Here is a 15,925-nt window from a genome sequence, read left to right on the forward strand (position 1 = left end):
TCTTGCGGTCAATCTGACGGTAACGCGGGAGGCAGATAATACGCTTTCCCGCCACAGAGTCAATCACTTAATTTACTCTGACCGACTCGGCTACTTTGTGAAGTTGCTCACAGCACCGTCTCGATGGATGCGCATTATAGGGAGCCGCTTCAGAATGGCAAGGGTTTATATTAAAGATTATTTCGTTTGCTGATTATTTATACACAATGATTATTTGTGCCGCATTTTTATCGCTTTTGGCAGGTCCGCTAGGCTATTAAGCACCCAATCTGCCGCCGCTTCGCCTTCTGCGGTAACAGGCTTACCTGTGCGCACCAACACTTTAGTACCAATATTTGCTGCTAATGCTGCCTGCATATCTTCAATTTTGTCACCAACCATATAAGAAGCAGCCATATCGATGTTCATTTCATTCTGCGCTTGCAGTAACATGCCCGGCAATGGCTTGCGGCATTCACATATTTCACTGAACTCTGCGACACTGCCATCGGGGTGGTGAGGGCAGAAATAGATACCATCCAAATCAACACCACGGTCAGCAAGGGACCAATCCATCCACTCGGTGAGGCTTAAAAATTGCGCTTCGGTAAACATACCGCGAGCAATGCCCGATTGATTGGTGACTAAGACCAAGGCAAAACCCATTTCTTTCAATTCACGACAGGCATCTATTACACCGTCTATAAATTGAAAATTATCTATTTCGTGAACATAACCGTGGTCGACATTAATTGTGCCATCACGATCTAAAAATATTGCGGGAACGGGCTGAGTCACTTATATGCTCCTGAAGGCTGTAAACCCCGCTAGTATCGCATGTTTCATTACCGATTGAGAATGGAAGAGAATCAGTGTTGCCAGTTGACTTAGCCGTCTAGACGCCTTAACATCCAATCCATACTTTGGTTCTGCTGAAGTTTACTTTTTATCTAGCCACGGAAATAACGATAAAATAAGAATAATATGATTAAACTTTCTCACATCAGCAAAGTGTTCCAGCAGGGTTCGCGCACGATTACCGCGCTTTCAGACGTGAGTCTACACGTCCCCGCTGGACAAATTTATGGCGTTATTGGTGCTTCGGGTGCCGGTAAAAGTACGCTAATTCGGTGCGCCAATATGTTAGAACGCCCTACTAGCGGGCAAGTTCTGGTCGATGGGCAAGATCTTACTGCTTTATCTGAAGGCCAACTGACACGCGCTCGCCGCCAAATCGGCATGATTTTTCAACATTTTAATCTGCTTTCATCTCGTACCGTGTATGGCAATATCGCGTTGCCACTCGAATTGGACAACACACCACGCGCAGATATAAAGAAGAGAGTTACCGAATTATTAGATTTAGTGGGCTTGGCCGATAAGCAAGATGCCTATCCCGCCAACCTTTCGGGCGGCCAAAAGCAGCGTGTCGCTATCGCTCGTGCACTGGCTAGCAACCCAAAAGTACTGTTGTGTGATGAGGCCACCAGCGCACTGGACCCAGCAACGACTCGCTCAATTCTGGAATTACTGAAAGACATTAACCGCCGTTTGGGCCTGACTATTTTACTGATCACCCATGAAATGGACGTTGTGAAACGCATTTGTGATCAGGTTGCCGTTATCAGTGACGGTAAATTGATTGAAAAAGACAGTGTGAGCGAAGTGTTCTCTCATCCAAAAACGCCGTTGGCTCAACAATTCATTCAATCAACGCTACATTTAGATATTCCAGAGGATTACGCCCAGCGAATGACCCAAGAGCCATCTACCGACCGTGTGCCATTGCTGAAATTGGAATTTACCGGTAAATCTGTCGATGCGCCGTTGATTTCACAAGCCGTTCGCCGTTTCAACATAGATATCGGTATCCTGAGTTCGCAAATGGACTATGCCGGTGGCGTTAAATTTGGCGTCATGTTGGCGGAGCTGCATGGCGATAATCAAGATGGTCTCGCTGCCATCAAGTTTTTGCAAGATCATCATGTAAAAGTAGAGGTTCTAGGTTATGTCTGAGGCAATGATGTGGTTAATGGGCCGAGGCGTCTGGGAAACTCTGATGATGACTTTTGTGTCTGGTTTCTTTGGCTTTGTTTTAGGATTGCCGGTCGGGGTTCTGCTGTATGTCACCCGCCCAGGGCAAATTATCGCCAATAATAAGATTTACCGCAGCCTTTCTGGGGTAGTGAATGTCTTCCGCTCCATACCTTTTATCATCTTATTGGTATGGATGATTCCATTTACCCGAATGATTGTTGGAACCTCCATTGGTTTACAGGCTGCGATTGTGCCATTAACTGTTGGGGCCGCACCATTTATTGCACGTATGGTTGAAAACGCGTTACTGGAGATCCCATCCGGTCTGGTTGAAGCGGCGCGTGCAATGGGTGCAACACCCATGCAAATTATTAAAAAGGTGCTGTTGCCAGAGGCCCTTCCGGGCCTGGTTAATGCTGCCACTATTACCCTAATTACCCTTGTAGGCTATTCCGCCATGGGGGGAGCAGTCGGTGCCGGTGGTCTAGGCCAAATCGGTTACCAGTATGGTTACATTGGTTATAACGCCACTGTAATGAATACAGTATTAGTATTATTAGTAATTCTGGTTTATCTCATTCAGTTCAGTGGCGATCGGATAGTAAAAGCCGTCACCCACAAATAGTTATCACGCTATACATTATATCGCGACTGCCTCACACAGCGGCGCACCTTAACGAAGGTCTATAGAGGAAGGGATATGTCTTTAAAATTCAAATCTATCGCGGCAGTCAGCGCACTTATTGGTACTCTGGCTCTCGTGGGTTGCGGCCCAGCAGAAAAAGATCCAAACCACATCAAAGTGGGTGTTATTGTCGGTGCTGAGCAACAAGTTGCTGAAGTCGCACAAAAAGTCGCAAAAGACAAATACGGTCTGGATGTGGAGTTGGTGACGTTCAACGACTATGTGTTGCCAAACGAAGCGCTGAGTAAAGGTGATATCGACCTGAACGCTTTCCAGCATAAACCTTATTTGGATCAGCAAATCAAAGACCGTGGCTACAAATTGGTTTCAGTCGGTAACTCATTCGTCTACCCAATTGCTGGTTACTCTAAAAAAATCAAATCATTGGAAGAACTGCAACCGGGTTCTCAAGTTGCATTGCCAAACGATCCAACTAACTTAGGCCGTTCGCTGTTACTACTGGAAAAAGTGGGTCTGATTAAACTGAAAGACGGTGTCGGCTTGCTGCCAACCGTACTGGATGTGGTTGAGAACCCTAAAAATCTGAAGTTAGTTGAGCTGGAAGCACCTCAGTTGCCACGTTCTTTGGATGACCAACAGATCGCATTAGCGATTATCAATACCACCTATGCAAGCCAAATTGGTCTGACGCCAGCGAAAGATGGCCTGTTTGTGGAAGATAAAGAATCACCTTATGTTAATTTGATCGTCGCTCGCGAAGATAATAAAGATGCGGAAAATGTGAAGAAATTCGTCCAAGCATACCAGTCTGACGAAGTTTATAACGCCGCTGATAAAGCCTTTAACGGCGGTGCAGTTAAAGGTTGGTAATCAATAATTGATTACATTGCTGGATATAACACCGGCTAAATACGGTGTTTAGGAAATATATTGCAAGACGGGCTATGGCCCGTCTTGTTATTTGCAAAATAGATTGCTTCAATAGCGCCTCTTAAATAAAAAGGCTGAGGAATTTCTATGCGCGCGTTACCTCTGTGCCTGTTGGCCCTTTCGCTAACTGGATGCTCCATGTTTCAATCAAAGCCATCCATCACAGAAACTCCGGTAAAACAACCACCGCCAGTGACTAAAACCAGTCCAACGGTCGCCCCTCGTCCTGCGCCAGTAAAACTCTATAAAAGTGCAGAAGAGCTTGTTGGTAAGCCTTTTCGTGATTTAGGCGAAGTGTCTGGTGAATCATGTCAATCGACAGTTCAGGACTCTCCACCCAGTATCGCGACTGCCCGTAAAAGAATGCAGACCCGCGCTTCTTACATGAAGGCCAATGCAGTCTTGCTACATGAATGCGAAATTCAAAGCGGTGTTCCTGGCTGCTATCAACAAGCTGTGTGCCAAGGTTCTGCGCTGAGTGTTTCATCAAAATGAGTGTTTTTTCCTTTAATCAGATCGGGGTGATCCGTTCACCCTATAAAGAAAAGTTTGCCGTACCGCGACAACCTGGTCTGATTGAAGATGGTGGTGGTGAGTTGCAATTATTAGCGCCTTATAACCAACCTGAAGCTGTGCGTGGCCTATCTGATTTTAGTCATCTTTGGGTGATGTTTGTTTTCCATCAAACCATGGAGGGTGGCTGGCGTCCCACTGTTCGACCACCTCGTTTGGGAGGCAATGCCCGAATGGGCGTCTTTGCTACTCGCTCCACTTTTCGGCCCAATCCTATTGGGATGTCTTTGATTGAGTTGAAAGGTGTGCGCTGTCAAGGCAGTGAGGTGGTTTTGGAACTAGGGAGCCTAGATCTAGTTGATGGTACGCCAGTCATTGATATAAAACCTTATTTGCCCTTTGCAGAGAGCCAACCGCAAGCACGAGCGGGTTTTGCTCAATTGGCACCTGATGCCAATATGCAGGTTGACTTCTCCACGGCCGCTGAACACCAATTGTCACAGCAGCAAAAACGCTATCCGAATCTACGACGTTTCCTTACTCAGGTGCTAGCGCAAGACCCACGCCCTGCTTATCGAAAAGAAGATAGCGAAAGCCGAGAATATGCGGTTCTACTGCTGGAGTTTAACGTGCGTTGGCGGGTTATTGACCAGCAAACAGAAGTGTTATCCATCGACCCGTGTTAAATTTGCCCTGCTCTCTTTTGACATCCCGTTCTCACTGGTAAACTAAACCACTTTTTACTTTTTTGGCTGCCTCTAACTTGCAGTGCTAATGGAACCAAAACATCATGCGTACTAGCCAATATTTGCTCTCCACTCTTAAGGAGACACCTGCTGATGCTGAAGTGATCAGCCATCAACTCATGCTCCGTGCTGGGATGATTCGTAAACTGGCATCAGGTCTTTATACCTGGTTACCGACCGGTGTACGGGTGTTGAAGAAAGTCGAAAATATCGTGCGTGAAGAGATGAACAACGCCGGTGCTATCGAAGTTTCTATGCCTGTCGTGCAACCAGCCGACTTGTGGCAGGAAAGTGGTCGTTGGGAGCAATATGGCCCTGAGTTATTACGTTTTGTCGATCGCGGTGAACGTCCTTTCGTACTCGGCCCGACTCATGAAGAAGTGATCACTGACCTGATTCGCGGTGAGATCAACTCCTACAAACAACTGCCACTGAATTTCTTCCAAATTCAGACTAAGTTCCGTGATGAAGTTCGCCCACGTTTTGGCGTAATGCGTGCTCGTGAATTCCTGATGAAAGATGCCTATTCTTTCCATACAACTCAGGAATCGCTGCAAGAAACTTACGATGCGATGTATACCGCTTACAGTAAGATTTTTGAGCGTATGGATCTGAATTTCCGTGCTGTACTCGCAGATACTGGCTCAATTGGTGGCAGTGCATCCCATGAATTCCAAGTACTCGCTGAAAGCGGTGAAGACGATATCGTCTTCTCAACCGATTCTGATTACGCCGCAAATATTGAGTTTGCTGAAGCACTAGCGCCAACAGAGCCACGGGCAGCTGCATCGGAAGAACTGCGTATCGTGGATACGCCAAATGCAAAAACCATCGCTGAATTGGTCGAGCAGTTCAAACTGCCAATCGAGAAAACAGTGAAAACCCTGTTGGTCCATGCTCATGAAGAGAGTGGACATAAGCTGGTCGCGCTGCTGGTTCGCGGTGACCACGAATTAAACGAAATCAAGGCTGAGAAATTACCACAAGTTGCCAAGCCACTGACATTCGCCACCGAAGAAGAAATTCGTGCTGCACTCGGCGCAGGTCCTGGTTCACTGGGCCCAGTTAACTTACCACTGCCGATTGTCGTTGACCGCTGTGTGGCAGTGATGAGTGATTTTGGTGCTGGTGCCAATATCGATGACAAACATTACTTCGGCATTAACTGGGAGCGTGATTTACCGCTGCCACACATTGCTGACTTGCGTAATGTCGTTGAAGGCGATATCAGTCCTGACGGTAAAGGGACGCTGCAGATTAAACGCGGGATCGAAGTGGGTCATATATTCCAACTTGGGACCAAGTATTCAGAAGCAATGAAAGCAACGGTCCAAGGCGAAGATGGTCGTAACCAAGTGATGACCATGGGATGTTACGGTATCGGAGTCTCTCGTGTGGTTGCAGCAGCAATTGAACAGAATTATGACGACCGTGGCATTATTTGGCCGGATGCAATTGCACCTTTCCAAGTTGCCATTCTGCCAATGAATATGCACAAATCTTTCCGTGTGAAAGAACTCGCAGAAGAGTTGTATGCCACGCTACGTTCTCAGGGTATTGACGTTATTCTTGACGATCGCAAAGAGCGTCCGGGTGTGATGTTTGCCGATATGGAATTGATTGGTGTGCCACACAATATTGTGATTGGCGATCGCAACCTCGATAGCGAAGAAGTGGAATACAAACATCGCCGTGCAGGTGAGAAGCAAATGATCAAAACCAGCGAAATCATTGATTTCTTACTGAGCCAGATCAAACGCTAAGTTAGGGATTTTGCTGATAAGGCCACTGGTTAACCAGTGGCTTTTTTTATCATTAATTAACGTACTTTATTGGCTGTCACAGTTTTTATTCGCATTAAACTGAATATCATCACCTGCCGGAATCAGCATTTTATCCAACTGCCCTTCTTCCATCGAAGGCCGAATATCAAAATGACCATTAAGCGTCAGGAATACAGGTTCGCCTGCATTTTTACGAGCCTTCAAATATCCCTTTTCCAACGCAATATTATTCTCTACTGGGAATGTTTTTCCCGTCGCGCAATCCGTGAAAACCGCTGCATCTGCAAAATATTTATACATACCACTTAATGGCATCGGGGTTTTAGGTGTAGCTTGATCGCTCGGCGCCAATTGATAATTCAACTTCGATTGGATAGGTAAACCTTGCTGATCGAGCATAACCAGATTCTTACCGACAGGTCGGAAATAACGCTTATCTCCCCGCCCGTTAGTTAAGACTAATTTATCCGCAGTACGCGCCCACTTACCATACTCAGCAAAGGACTGATCACCGTCTTTGCTGCCAAGATAAACCTCTTTCAGGATAAACGTACCATCGCTATCAAGAAAAAGTGAGGTATCCAATCCACTACAATCTGCACAGGGTAATACACCCTGATAACTTTGCTGCATCGGTTGTAGTGCCTGCTCAACCGGCTGATGCCGATTGTTGCAACCGAATAGTGACAGCGCACCTACTGCCACAAACAGCGAAATTGCTAATTTATTCACAGTTATTCTCCCGTACTGTGTTCGATAATAAGATTTGAAGCCTTTTTAGCATCATGCCTGATGTATTTTACCGCGCAGTGCTTTTATTGCGCCTTTGCGGACTTTGCCTTCAACTCGTCTAATTTTTGAGCCTTTGGTGGGTTTCGTCGCGCGGCGGGACTTTTCCACCACCATCGCCTGACGAATTAATGCCACCAACCGCGCTAAAGCTGCCTCACGATTCATATCTTGGCTACGGTATTCCTGCGCTTTAATAATGACGATGCCGTCAGCCGTCATCAAATGACTATTAAGTAATAATAACTTTTCTTTATAATACTCTGGCAGGCTTGATGCCTTGATGTCAAAGCGCAAATGAATAGCAGTTGAGGTTTTGTTAACATGCTGGCCACCCGCCCCCTGCGATCGAATCGCGGTCAATTCAATCTCACTGTCGGGTAAGCTAACGTTATTAGATATAATCAGCACGTTTATTGTCCATTGCTTTGCCATTCAGCAAAACTAATTTCCAGACTATTCTCATCATCTGATAGCCAGATAGTCCCTTCTTGCAGCGTAGCTTGCAATGACATATTTCGATTAGACAACGCAGCCAACTTTGCCATCTGTTCGTCATCGAGGAAACGCACTTTAAGATTGCGGTGCCCTGATAACTTCTCCTGGACTTGTGGCCACCACACTTTAGCTGCCCGTTCACTATAAGCGTACAAAACAACTTGCTGCGATTGATTGCAGGCTTTTCGTAGCCGTTTTTCTTCTGGAAGCCCTAACTCTACCCAAAGCTCGATGCCATTATGATCATTGTGACGCCAGATCTCTGGCTCATCATCAGCACTCAGCCCTTTGGTAAATTGCAAACGCTCGTCAGCATGACAAATCCATGCCAACAAGCGTAACATCATGCGCTGGTCGGTTTCAGAAGGGTGTTGCGCTATCGTCAGGTTAACATCCTGAAAAAAATTACGATCCATATCCGCGATATTAACAACAGCTTTATGGATGGTTGCTTTTAGTGCCATGAGTGACCTCTTAAATATCTGACGCACAGTGTACTTGATCAGGTCTGCCAGCAGCCAGCCAACCATGCGTAAAGAGAGCTATTAATGGTATCAATACAAGAAATAAACCTTATATAGCACTCTAATATCTCCATCACTCCTGTGCTATAGTCCTTATAAGTTCAGAGTTTATCTTCGTAGGTTGACGGTGTGGCGTATCCACTGAGAATCTACTGGGTTAAACTTTTCCAGGAGGATTACTGTGCAGCAATACTGTGAATTAGTACGCCGTTTTTATGCCGAAATAGGAAGTGGTGATCTTGGTTACGTACCAGACGCCCTGCGTTGTGTATTGAAAGCATTGGACGAAGTTGCGGCTAACGACGCACTCCCGTCCTCCGTTAGGGAACAGGCGGCCTTTGCCGCCGCTAACTTATTGGTGAGCGATTATGTCGATGAGTGAAGAGTATCAACCCATCAATTGTGATGACTACGATAATCTGGAGCTCGCCTGCCAACATCACCTGATACTGACGTTGAAGTTGAGAGGCGGTGAGATCGTAGAGGGTAAAGCTAGCGATCTGCTGCTGAGAAAAAAGGTCGAGTACCTGATTGTTGAACAAGACGGCGCTATGCGCGAGTTACGTCTAGACCATATCGCCAGTTTCAGTCACCCCGAAATTGGGACTGTCGTGGTAAGTGCCTCATAATTCCCTCGCTTTATATGGGCCGCTGAAAAGCGGCCCTAATGTTTCAGCCGCCCTCAGTTCCAGACCGTTATGGCTTTAGACTGGCTGGTTATGGTTTTAGACTGGCATAGTAAGCGGCCAGATCAGAGAAATCCTCGTCAGATAAATTAGCGACATAAGCACGCATCACTTCAGCTTGCCCCCCTGTACGCCCACCTTTTTTATATGCCGCTAAGGATTGCTCCAAATACAAGGCATTTTGACCCGCTAAATTGGGGTACATTGGCACTGATACTTTGCCATTCATACCATGGCATGCCACACAACTGGCAGACTTTGCTCGCCCGGCTTCGATGTCATTTTTGGCGAGTACTGAAAAACTGCACAATCCCAGTAACACTAACGTACTGACGACTAATTTCATCATTGCTCCTCACTCAATATCCTTCAAATTGCAGGTTGCTAGATGACTCTGGTTTGCCACCGTCCTGCACCGTACGTCGTACTTATTATTTATTTTAATTCCCCATTAGCCCAATTCAGGTACCAACAGCTCTCACCTTCTTTCGCTTGGCCGGCCTGAGTCACAAAGACGCCAGCGGCAGCAATCAATTGTTCACCGAAATAGAGTAATGGTATACGCTCCCGCTGCCATGGCGGAACACCCAGCTCCTGCCATATCTTCTTGCCAGGGCGTGAATGATGTCGCCCAACAATTTTGATGTCCCCGCGTAGTCCAAAACCGATACTGACTTCATCGCCGACAGTTGGCGTTCTAATGGCTTGGCCGCCACTGGATACAAAGCTCAAAACGCCCAAATTAGCAGGTAAGGCCAACGGTTCTGGCGGTACATCTGTATCTTGAACTATCGTCCAAGGCAAATGCTGCACATTAATCTCATCTAGCATCGGTACAAAATACAGATATTGCCGGAACCGACGAACCTGGTAAGCACCGAGCGTTAACTGTGGTTCTGCATCCTGCCTAGCCATAGCAACCTCCAGCCACAAGCGTTGCAATTGGCTATACGATGGCATTGCGGCTCCCTGTCCTGCAAGCCAACGGCGCAATAACGCTGACCGTTTTGCTTCTGAGGCCTGCGATAGCCCTTCAATCGATATCGCACCATGGGGCGTTTTCAGTTGTTGCAGATTATCTGCAAGCAGTTCGTCCAGTAGCTGTTCCTGTTCAGCACATAAACTCGCGCTACGTGCCGTCGCTTGAGCAAAATGCGGCCAGCGCTGATTGAGCAACGGCAAGACATTTAACCTCAGGAAATTGCGGTCGAAGCGATCGTCCTGATTGCTGTCATCTTCAATCCACTGCAGTAGATGCACTCGAGCATAACTTTCGAGTATTTGGCGCGAAAAGCCCAGTAAAGGTCGCAGTAACTGGCTATGAGCGAAAGGCATCTGAGCGGCCATTGCTGATAGTCCCGCAGGACCACTCCCCCGTTTAAGCGCGAGCAAAAATGTTTCACATTGATCATCCAAATGCTGAGCCGTGAGTAATACTTCATCAGACGCCAAATGAGAAGAAAATGCTTGATAGCGTGCTGTTCTGGCGGCTGCTTCGATACCATTATGGCGGGGATCAATGTTCACTCGTACCACGACGAGCGGAATTTGCCATTGATCACATTGCTGCTGGCAATGCTTTACCCACTCATCTGCTAACGGATTTAAGCCATGATGGATGTGTATAGCACGTATTTTCAGCTCAGGAATAAGTTGGTCGCGTATACAGACCAATAAATGCAGCAATACGCTGGAATCCAAACCGCCACTGAATCCTACCAAAAACTGACGATGCTTCCCCAACTGAGCGAACACAGGGTTAAGTAAAACATTTGGTGTAGCAGGGGCAGCGTTCATGTTATTCCGGCATCAACTCATAGAGTTCCAGCGGTAAGCCATCTGGATCATTAAAAAAAGTAAAACGTGATTGAGTATAAGGGTCAATGCGTATCGCTTCGCAAATAACGCCACCAGCCTCTAATTCACTGACCGCCAGTTCAATGTCATCAACCTGAAAAGCCAAATGTCGCAAGCCGCAGGCTTCCGGACGACTTGGACGAGGTGCGGATTTAGGGAATGAGAATAATTCGATGGTGTAGTGACCCTTTAGGGCGAGATCCGCTTTCCACGAATCACGTTCTTCACGATAAACCTCGCTCATCAGACTGAAGCCCAGCACTTCACAGTAGAATTTTTTGCTGACCTGATAATCTGAGCCAATAATTGCGATATGGTGAATCTGACGAATTGCCAGCATGTGCCACTCCGACTTAATGATCAACTCGCGTAGGTGATTTTACTTAGCTTGATAAAAAAATCCGGAGGCCAGCTCCGGATTTTCCAACTACGATGACATTACCGAATGAATAAAATCAGCAATAGCCGTAGTTCATCAAACGCTGATAACGACGATTCAGTAGCTCTTCTTCATTCAGTACATCTAGATCACTAAGATCTGCCAGCAGTTGTGCTTTCAATGAAGCGGCAATCGCTAAATAATCACGGTGTGCACCACCTAAAGGCTCAGGAATGACTGAGTCAATCATTTTCAGCTCTTTCAAACGATGCGCAGTAATACCCATCGCTTCGGCAGCTAACGGGGCTTTGTCGGCGCTTTTCCACAAAATGGATGCGCAACCTTCTGGGGAGATAACTGAATAAGTGCTGTATTGCAGCATATTCACTTTATCGCCAACACCGATGGCTAATGCACCGCCAGAACCACCTTCACCGATAACGGTACACACGATAGGTACATTCAGGCGTGACATCTCGCGTAAGTTACGTGCGATAGCTTCGGATTGGCCTCGTTCTTCTGCTCCCACGCCCGGATAGGCTCCTGGGGTGTCAATGAAGGTAATAATTGGCAGCTTAAAGCGCTCAGCCATTTCCATCAAACGCAGTGCCTTACGATAGCCTTCCGGCGCTGGCATCCCAAAGTTACGACGGATCTTCTCTTTGGTTTCGCGACCTTTTTGATGACCAATGACCATCACTGGGCGGCCATCCAGACGAGCAAGCCCGCCTACGATGGCTTTATCATCAGCATAAGCGCGATCACCGGCCAGTTCTTCGAAATCAGTAAAGATATTAGCGATATAATCCAGGGTATAAGGACGACGCGGATGGCGGGCCAGTTGGGCAATCTGCCATGCGCCAAGGTCCGAGAAAATTTTCCGCGTCAGCTCAAGGCTTTTCTCACGTAGACGCTGGACCTCTTCATCCAGATTAATATCTAATTTTTCGTCTTGACGGCTGACTGCAGTCAGCGAGTCAATTTTCGCTTCCAGCTCTGCAATCGGCTGTTCAAAATCAAGAAAATTAAGACTCATAGCATTCCTATTTTAGTCAAATTCCAGTTCCACCTGCTCATTACCTACCAGCGTTCGCAAATCTATCAATAAGCGATCGGTGGGCGTCACGCGCCATGTGGCTCCAAACCGTAGCCGAGCGCGAGCATCTTCCCGTTGGTAATAAAGATGCACTGGGATCGTCCCCGCTCGATGGGGTTCCAACGATTGACGGAGACGGTTCAAAAGCTGGTCATCAATTTGCCTGTCAGTCAGCGATATAGCAAGCCCACGGGCATATTTTTCACGAGCTTCACTGATGTCCATTAACTCACGGGCAGTCATTTTAAGTCCACCGCTAAAGTCATCAAAGCTGACCTGTCCAGTGGCTATCAGGATACGGTCTTTTTCCAATAAATGCTGATATTTTTCCAACGCATCGGTGAATAACATCACCTCTAGACGCCCAGAACGGTCATCTAACGTACAAATACCAATTCTATTCCCGCGCTTGGTTAACATCACCCTAGCAGCGATAACCAACCCCACTGCTGTGGTCATTTTGCCCCGATCCGTCGGATGCATATCTTTCAAACGCTGCCCACCGGCATAACGTTCTATTTCCTTTAAATATTGGGTAATCGGGTGACCCGTTAGATACAGCCCCAACGTTTCCCGTTCACCGTCCAAGACAATTTGTTCCTGCCACGGCGGCACATTAGCATAAGATTGCTCAACCTGCTCAGGTGCATCAGCCAGTACCCCGAACATATCTGCCTGACCAATGGCTTCGGCCTTGGCATGCTGGTCAGCCGCTTTTAAGGCTTCTCCCAACGAACTCATCAGTGCAGCACGGTGCGGCCCCAAACGGTCGAACGCACCGGACATAATCAGTTTTTCTAAAATTCGACGATTGAGCTTTTTGGTATCAACTCTGGCACACAAATCAAAGAGTTCTTTGAAGTGCCCCCCCTCTTTACGGGCTTCCAGCATAGCCTCAATGGGTCCTTCGCCTACGCCTTTGATAGCACCGATACCGTAAACGATTTCGCCTTCATCATTGACATGGAAATGATATAACCCGCTGTTGATGTCAGGAGGCAGAATTTTCAGCCCCATACGCCAACATTCATCAACCAAGCCCACCACTTTATCGGTATTATCCATATCAGCGGTCATGACAGCCGCCATAAATTCAGCCGGAAAATGCGCTTTCAGCCAAAGCGTTTGGTAGGAAACTAAAGCATAAGCTGCAGAGTGAGATTTGTTAAAACCATAACCGGCAAATTTCTCTACTAAGTCAAAGATTTTAATGGCCAGCTCACCGTTCACACCCTGCTCTTTTGCACCATCTTCAAATACAGAGCGCTGTTTAGCCATCTCCGCCGGATTCTTTTTACCCATCGCACGGCGAAGCATATCTGCGCCACCGAGTGAGTAACCAGACAGAACCTGAGCAATCTGCATGACCTGTTCTTGATACAGGATAATGCCGTAGGTCGGTTCAAGCACGGGCTTCAGGGATTCATGCTGCCATTCAATATCCGGATAAGAGATTGCTTCACGGCCATGCTTACGGTCGATAAAGTTATCTACCATCCCCGATTGCAATGGGCCAGGCCGGAACAAGGCCACCAGTGCGATCATGTCTTCGAAGCAGTCAGGTTTCAGCCGCTTAATAAGATCTTTCATGCCTCTGGATTCAAGCTGGAATACGGCTGTCGTTTCTGAACGTTGCAGCATATCGAAGCTTTTTTTATCTTCCAGCGGAATAGAAGCGATATCAATGGGCTCTAATCCCGTTTTGGCGCGCCGAGCATTAATCATCTCTAATGCCCAGTTGATGATAGTGAGTGTTCGCAAACCAAGGAAGTCGAACTTCACCAGCCCAGCGTATTCCACATCATTTTTATCAAACTGGGTAACGGGGTTATTACCTTCAGCATCGCAATAAAGCGGGGCGAAATCGGTAATTTTAGTCGGCGCAATAACTACGCCACCAGCATGTTTACCGGCGTTACGAGTGACCCCTTCCAGCTTACGCGCCATATCAATCAGCGCTCTAACCTCTTCATCTGCCTCATAGATTTCAGGCAGTTGAGGTTCAGCGGCGAAAGCTTTTTCCAGCGTCATACCAGGGTCTGGCGGGACTAATTTGGATATTCGATCGACAAAACCATAGGGATGGCCCAGAACACGGCCCACATCGCGGATAACCGCTTTGGCCGCCATCGTACCAAAGGTAATGATCTGGGAAACCGCATCACGACCATACATGTCCGCAACATGTTCAATCACCAGATCGCGTTTCTCCATGCAGAAGTCAACGTCGAAGTCGGGCATAGAAACACGTTCTGGATTAAGAAAACGTTCGAACAGTAAGTCAAATTCCAGCGGGTCAAGGTCGGTAATTTTTAGCGCATAGGCAACGAGTGAACCCGCACCTGAGCCTCGCCCTGGCCCTACTGGTACGCCATTATCTTTGGACCACTGGATGAACTCCATGACGATCAAGAAGTAGCCGGGAAAACCCATCTGGTTGATAACTTTTAGTTCAATATCCAAACGCTCATCATATTCAGGGCGCTTTTGCGCCCGAACTTCCGGATCGGGAAATAAGAACTCCAACCGTTCTTCTAAACCTTGTTTGGACTTTTCAACCAGAAAATCTTCTGTACTCATCTCACCCGTTGGGAACTGTGGTAAGAAATACTCCCCAAGACGGATGGTCACATTACAACGTTTAGCGATTTCTACACTGTTGATCAGTGCCTCAGGAATATCCACGAACAGCTCACACATCTGCTCTTCGTTGCGCATAAATTGCTGAGGGCTATAATTTTTGGGGCGCTTAGGATCGACCAATGTAAAGCCATCATGAATGGCAACGCGAATCTCATGTGCGTCAAAATCTGATTCATCGATAAAGCGCACATCATTGGTCGCCACGACTGGCAGACCCCGTTCAGTCGCTAATGCGACAGCGGCATGCAGATAGTTTTCTTCATCTGGACGACCGGTGCGAATCAATTCTAGATAATAACTGTCAGGGAAATGTTCTTGATAAAACGCCAAGCATTGATCAACCTGAGCTTGATTTCCACGCAAAATAAACTTGCCAACATCCCCCATCCGGCCACCAGAAAGCAGGATCAATCCGTCTCTGTGCTTGATCAACCAATCACGGTCAATAATAGGACCAGCGGCACCATAACCTCGTTGATAAGCTTCGGAGATCAGCAGAGTCAGGTTTTGATAACCTTCGTTATTACGTGCCAGTACAGTGATATGAGCTAATTCATCCCCCAGCAGATCACTCTGTACGTAAAAATCTGCACCGATAATGGGCTTAATGCCAGCACCATGCGCGCTACCGTAGAATTTCACCAAGCCACAGAGGTTAGTAAAATCAGTGATGGCCAGAGCGGGCATGCCTAATGCTGCAGCTCTTTTCACCAAAGGTCCAATCTTAGCTAATCCATCAATCATGGAATAGTCACTGTGAACACGAAGGTGGATAAAACGAGGCTCGGCCATATCGAGGATACTCAAAATTAGTGGAT

The 15,925-nt window shown here is 47.1% G+C and carries 18 protein-coding genes; 9 read left to right on the plus strand and 9 right to left on the minus strand.

All coding sequences use genetic code 11. The features are described 5' to 3' along the window. Window positions 1-193 (plus strand): hypothetical protein (locus BN68_RS24345; RefSeq protein ID WP_231294036.1); only part of this gene is annotated, 193 nt, incomplete at its 5' end. A gap of 17 nt (window positions 194-210) precedes the next feature. Here BN68_RS24345 and gmhB read toward each other — a convergent pair. Next, window positions 211-777, minus strand: a complete 567-nt coding sequence (gene gmhB, locus BN68_RS12590; protein ID WP_019211516.1) for a D-glycero-beta-D-manno-heptose 1,7-bisphosphate 7-phosphatase — start codon at window positions 775-777, stop codon at window positions 211-213. Between the two features lie 186 nt (window positions 778-963). Here gmhB and metN point away from each other — a divergent pair, with 186 nt between their 5' ends. From metN to proS, 6 genes are all read left to right on the plus strand, one after another. Then, a complete protein-coding gene (gene metN / locus BN68_RS12595; RefSeq protein ID WP_019211517.1) occupies window positions 964-1,995 on the plus strand; it encodes a methionine ABC transporter ATP-binding protein MetN in 1,032 nt (343 codons plus the stop codon). Beyond that, on the plus strand, window positions 1,988-2,641 hold the full coding sequence (locus tag BN68_RS12600; protein ID WP_019211518.1) for a methionine ABC transporter permease MetI: 654 nt from the start codon (window positions 1,988-1,990) through the stop codon (window positions 2,639-2,641). Before metN ends, BN68_RS12600 begins: the two co-directional genes overlap by 8 nt. Window positions 2,642-2,716: 75 nt before the next feature. Then, on the plus strand, window positions 2,717-3,532 hold the full coding sequence (locus BN68_RS12605) for a MetQ/NlpA family lipoprotein (protein ID WP_019211519.1): 816 nt from the start codon (window positions 2,717-2,719) through the stop codon (window positions 3,530-3,532). A gap of 147 nt (window positions 3,533-3,679) precedes the next feature. Next, window positions 3,680-4,087, plus strand: coding sequence for an Rcs stress response system protein RcsF (gene rcsF, locus BN68_RS12610; RefSeq protein WP_042806743.1), 408 nt, complete (start codon window positions 3,680-3,682; stop codon window positions 4,085-4,087). Further along, window positions 4,084-4,791, plus strand: a complete 708-nt coding sequence (gene tsaA / locus BN68_RS12615) for a tRNA (N6-threonylcarbamoyladenosine(37)-N6)-methyltransferase TrmO (protein WP_019211521.1) — start codon at window positions 4,084-4,086, stop codon at window positions 4,789-4,791. The genes rcsF and tsaA overlap by 4 nt, the downstream gene beginning before the upstream one ends. 104 nt (window positions 4,792-4,895) lie before the next feature. Beyond that, a complete protein-coding gene (proS, locus tag BN68_RS12620; RefSeq protein ID WP_019211522.1) occupies window positions 4,896-6,614 on the plus strand; it encodes a proline--tRNA ligase in 1,719 nt (572 codons plus the stop codon). Between the two features lie 66 nt (window positions 6,615-6,680). On the opposite strand, the gene nlpE is transcribed toward proS, so the two are convergent. From nlpE to BN68_RS12635, 3 genes are read right to left on the minus strand one after another with little or no spacing between them, the layout of a single operon-like run. Then, on the minus strand, window positions 6,681-7,367 hold the full coding sequence (nlpE, locus tag BN68_RS12625) for an envelope stress response activation lipoprotein NlpE (protein ID WP_019211523.1): 687 nt from the start codon (window positions 7,365-7,367) through the stop codon (window positions 6,681-6,683). A 51-nt stretch (window positions 7,368-7,418) separates the two neighbouring features. Further along, entirely contained in the window at window positions 7,419-7,835 is a 417-nt protein-coding gene (arfB, locus tag BN68_RS12630; protein ID WP_042806744.1) for an alternative ribosome rescue aminoacyl-tRNA hydrolase ArfB, read from the minus strand. 2 nt (window positions 7,836-7,837) lie between these two features. Next, complete coding sequence (locus tag BN68_RS12635) at window positions 7,838-8,386, minus strand: YaeQ family protein (RefSeq protein WP_019211525.1); 549 nt, start codon at window positions 8,384-8,386, stop codon at window positions 7,838-7,840. Window positions 8,387-8,627: 241 nt separating this feature from the next. Between BN68_RS12635 and BN68_RS12640 the strand changes: the two genes are divergently transcribed. Both BN68_RS12640 and rof read left to right on the plus strand, forming a co-directional pair. Further along, on the plus strand, window positions 8,628-8,828 hold the full coding sequence (locus BN68_RS12640) for a YaeP family protein (protein ID WP_019211526.1): 201 nt from the start codon (window positions 8,628-8,630) through the stop codon (window positions 8,826-8,828). Continuing rightward, window positions 8,815-9,075: a Rho-binding antiterminator gene (gene rof / locus BN68_RS12645; RefSeq protein ID WP_019211527.1), complete on the plus strand. Its 261-nt coding sequence runs from the start codon at window positions 8,815-8,817 to the stop codon at window positions 9,073-9,075. Before BN68_RS12640 ends, rof begins: the two co-directional genes overlap by 14 nt. A gap of 88 nt (window positions 9,076-9,163) precedes the next feature. Here the strand turns inward: rof and BN68_RS12650 are convergent, their stop codons facing one another. The 5 genes from BN68_RS12650 to dnaE all read right to left on the minus strand — a co-directional run bounded on the left by BN68_RS12650 (window position 9,164) and on the right by dnaE (window position 15,899). After that, entirely contained in the window at window positions 9,164-9,481 is a 318-nt protein-coding gene (locus tag BN68_RS12650) for a c-type cytochrome (RefSeq protein ID WP_042806745.1), read from the minus strand. Window positions 9,482-9,567: 86 nt separating this feature from the next. Beyond that, the gene (tilS, locus tag BN68_RS12655) at window positions 9,568-10,929 is read right to left on the minus strand and encodes a tRNA lysidine(34) synthetase TilS (RefSeq protein WP_019211529.1); all 1,362 of its coding nucleotides are present in this window, start codon (window positions 10,927-10,929) and stop codon (window positions 9,568-9,570) included. A 1-nt stretch (window position 10,930) separates the two neighbouring features. Next, window positions 10,931-11,329: a VOC family protein gene (locus BN68_RS12660; protein WP_019211530.1), complete on the minus strand. Its 399-nt coding sequence runs from the start codon at window positions 11,327-11,329 to the stop codon at window positions 10,931-10,933. Between the two features lie 115 nt (window positions 11,330-11,444). Continuing rightward, a complete protein-coding gene (accA, locus tag BN68_RS12665; RefSeq protein ID WP_019211531.1) occupies window positions 11,445-12,404 on the minus strand; it encodes an acetyl-CoA carboxylase carboxyl transferase subunit alpha in 960 nt (319 codons plus the stop codon). 12 nt (window positions 12,405-12,416) lie between these two features. Continuing rightward, window positions 12,417-15,899 carry a DNA polymerase III subunit alpha gene (gene dnaE, locus BN68_RS12670; RefSeq protein WP_042806746.1) on the minus strand — a complete coding sequence of 1,161 codons (3,483 nt, stop codon included), beginning with the start codon at window positions 15,897-15,899 and terminating at the stop codon, window positions 12,417-12,419. Window positions 15,900-15,925: the final 26 nt, after the last annotated feature.

Origin of the sequence: Yersinia massiliensis CCUG 53443 (genome assembly GCF_000312485.1) — a bacterium.
Classification (GTDB): Bacteria; Pseudomonadota; Gammaproteobacteria; order Enterobacterales; family Enterobacteriaceae; genus Yersinia; species Yersinia massiliensis.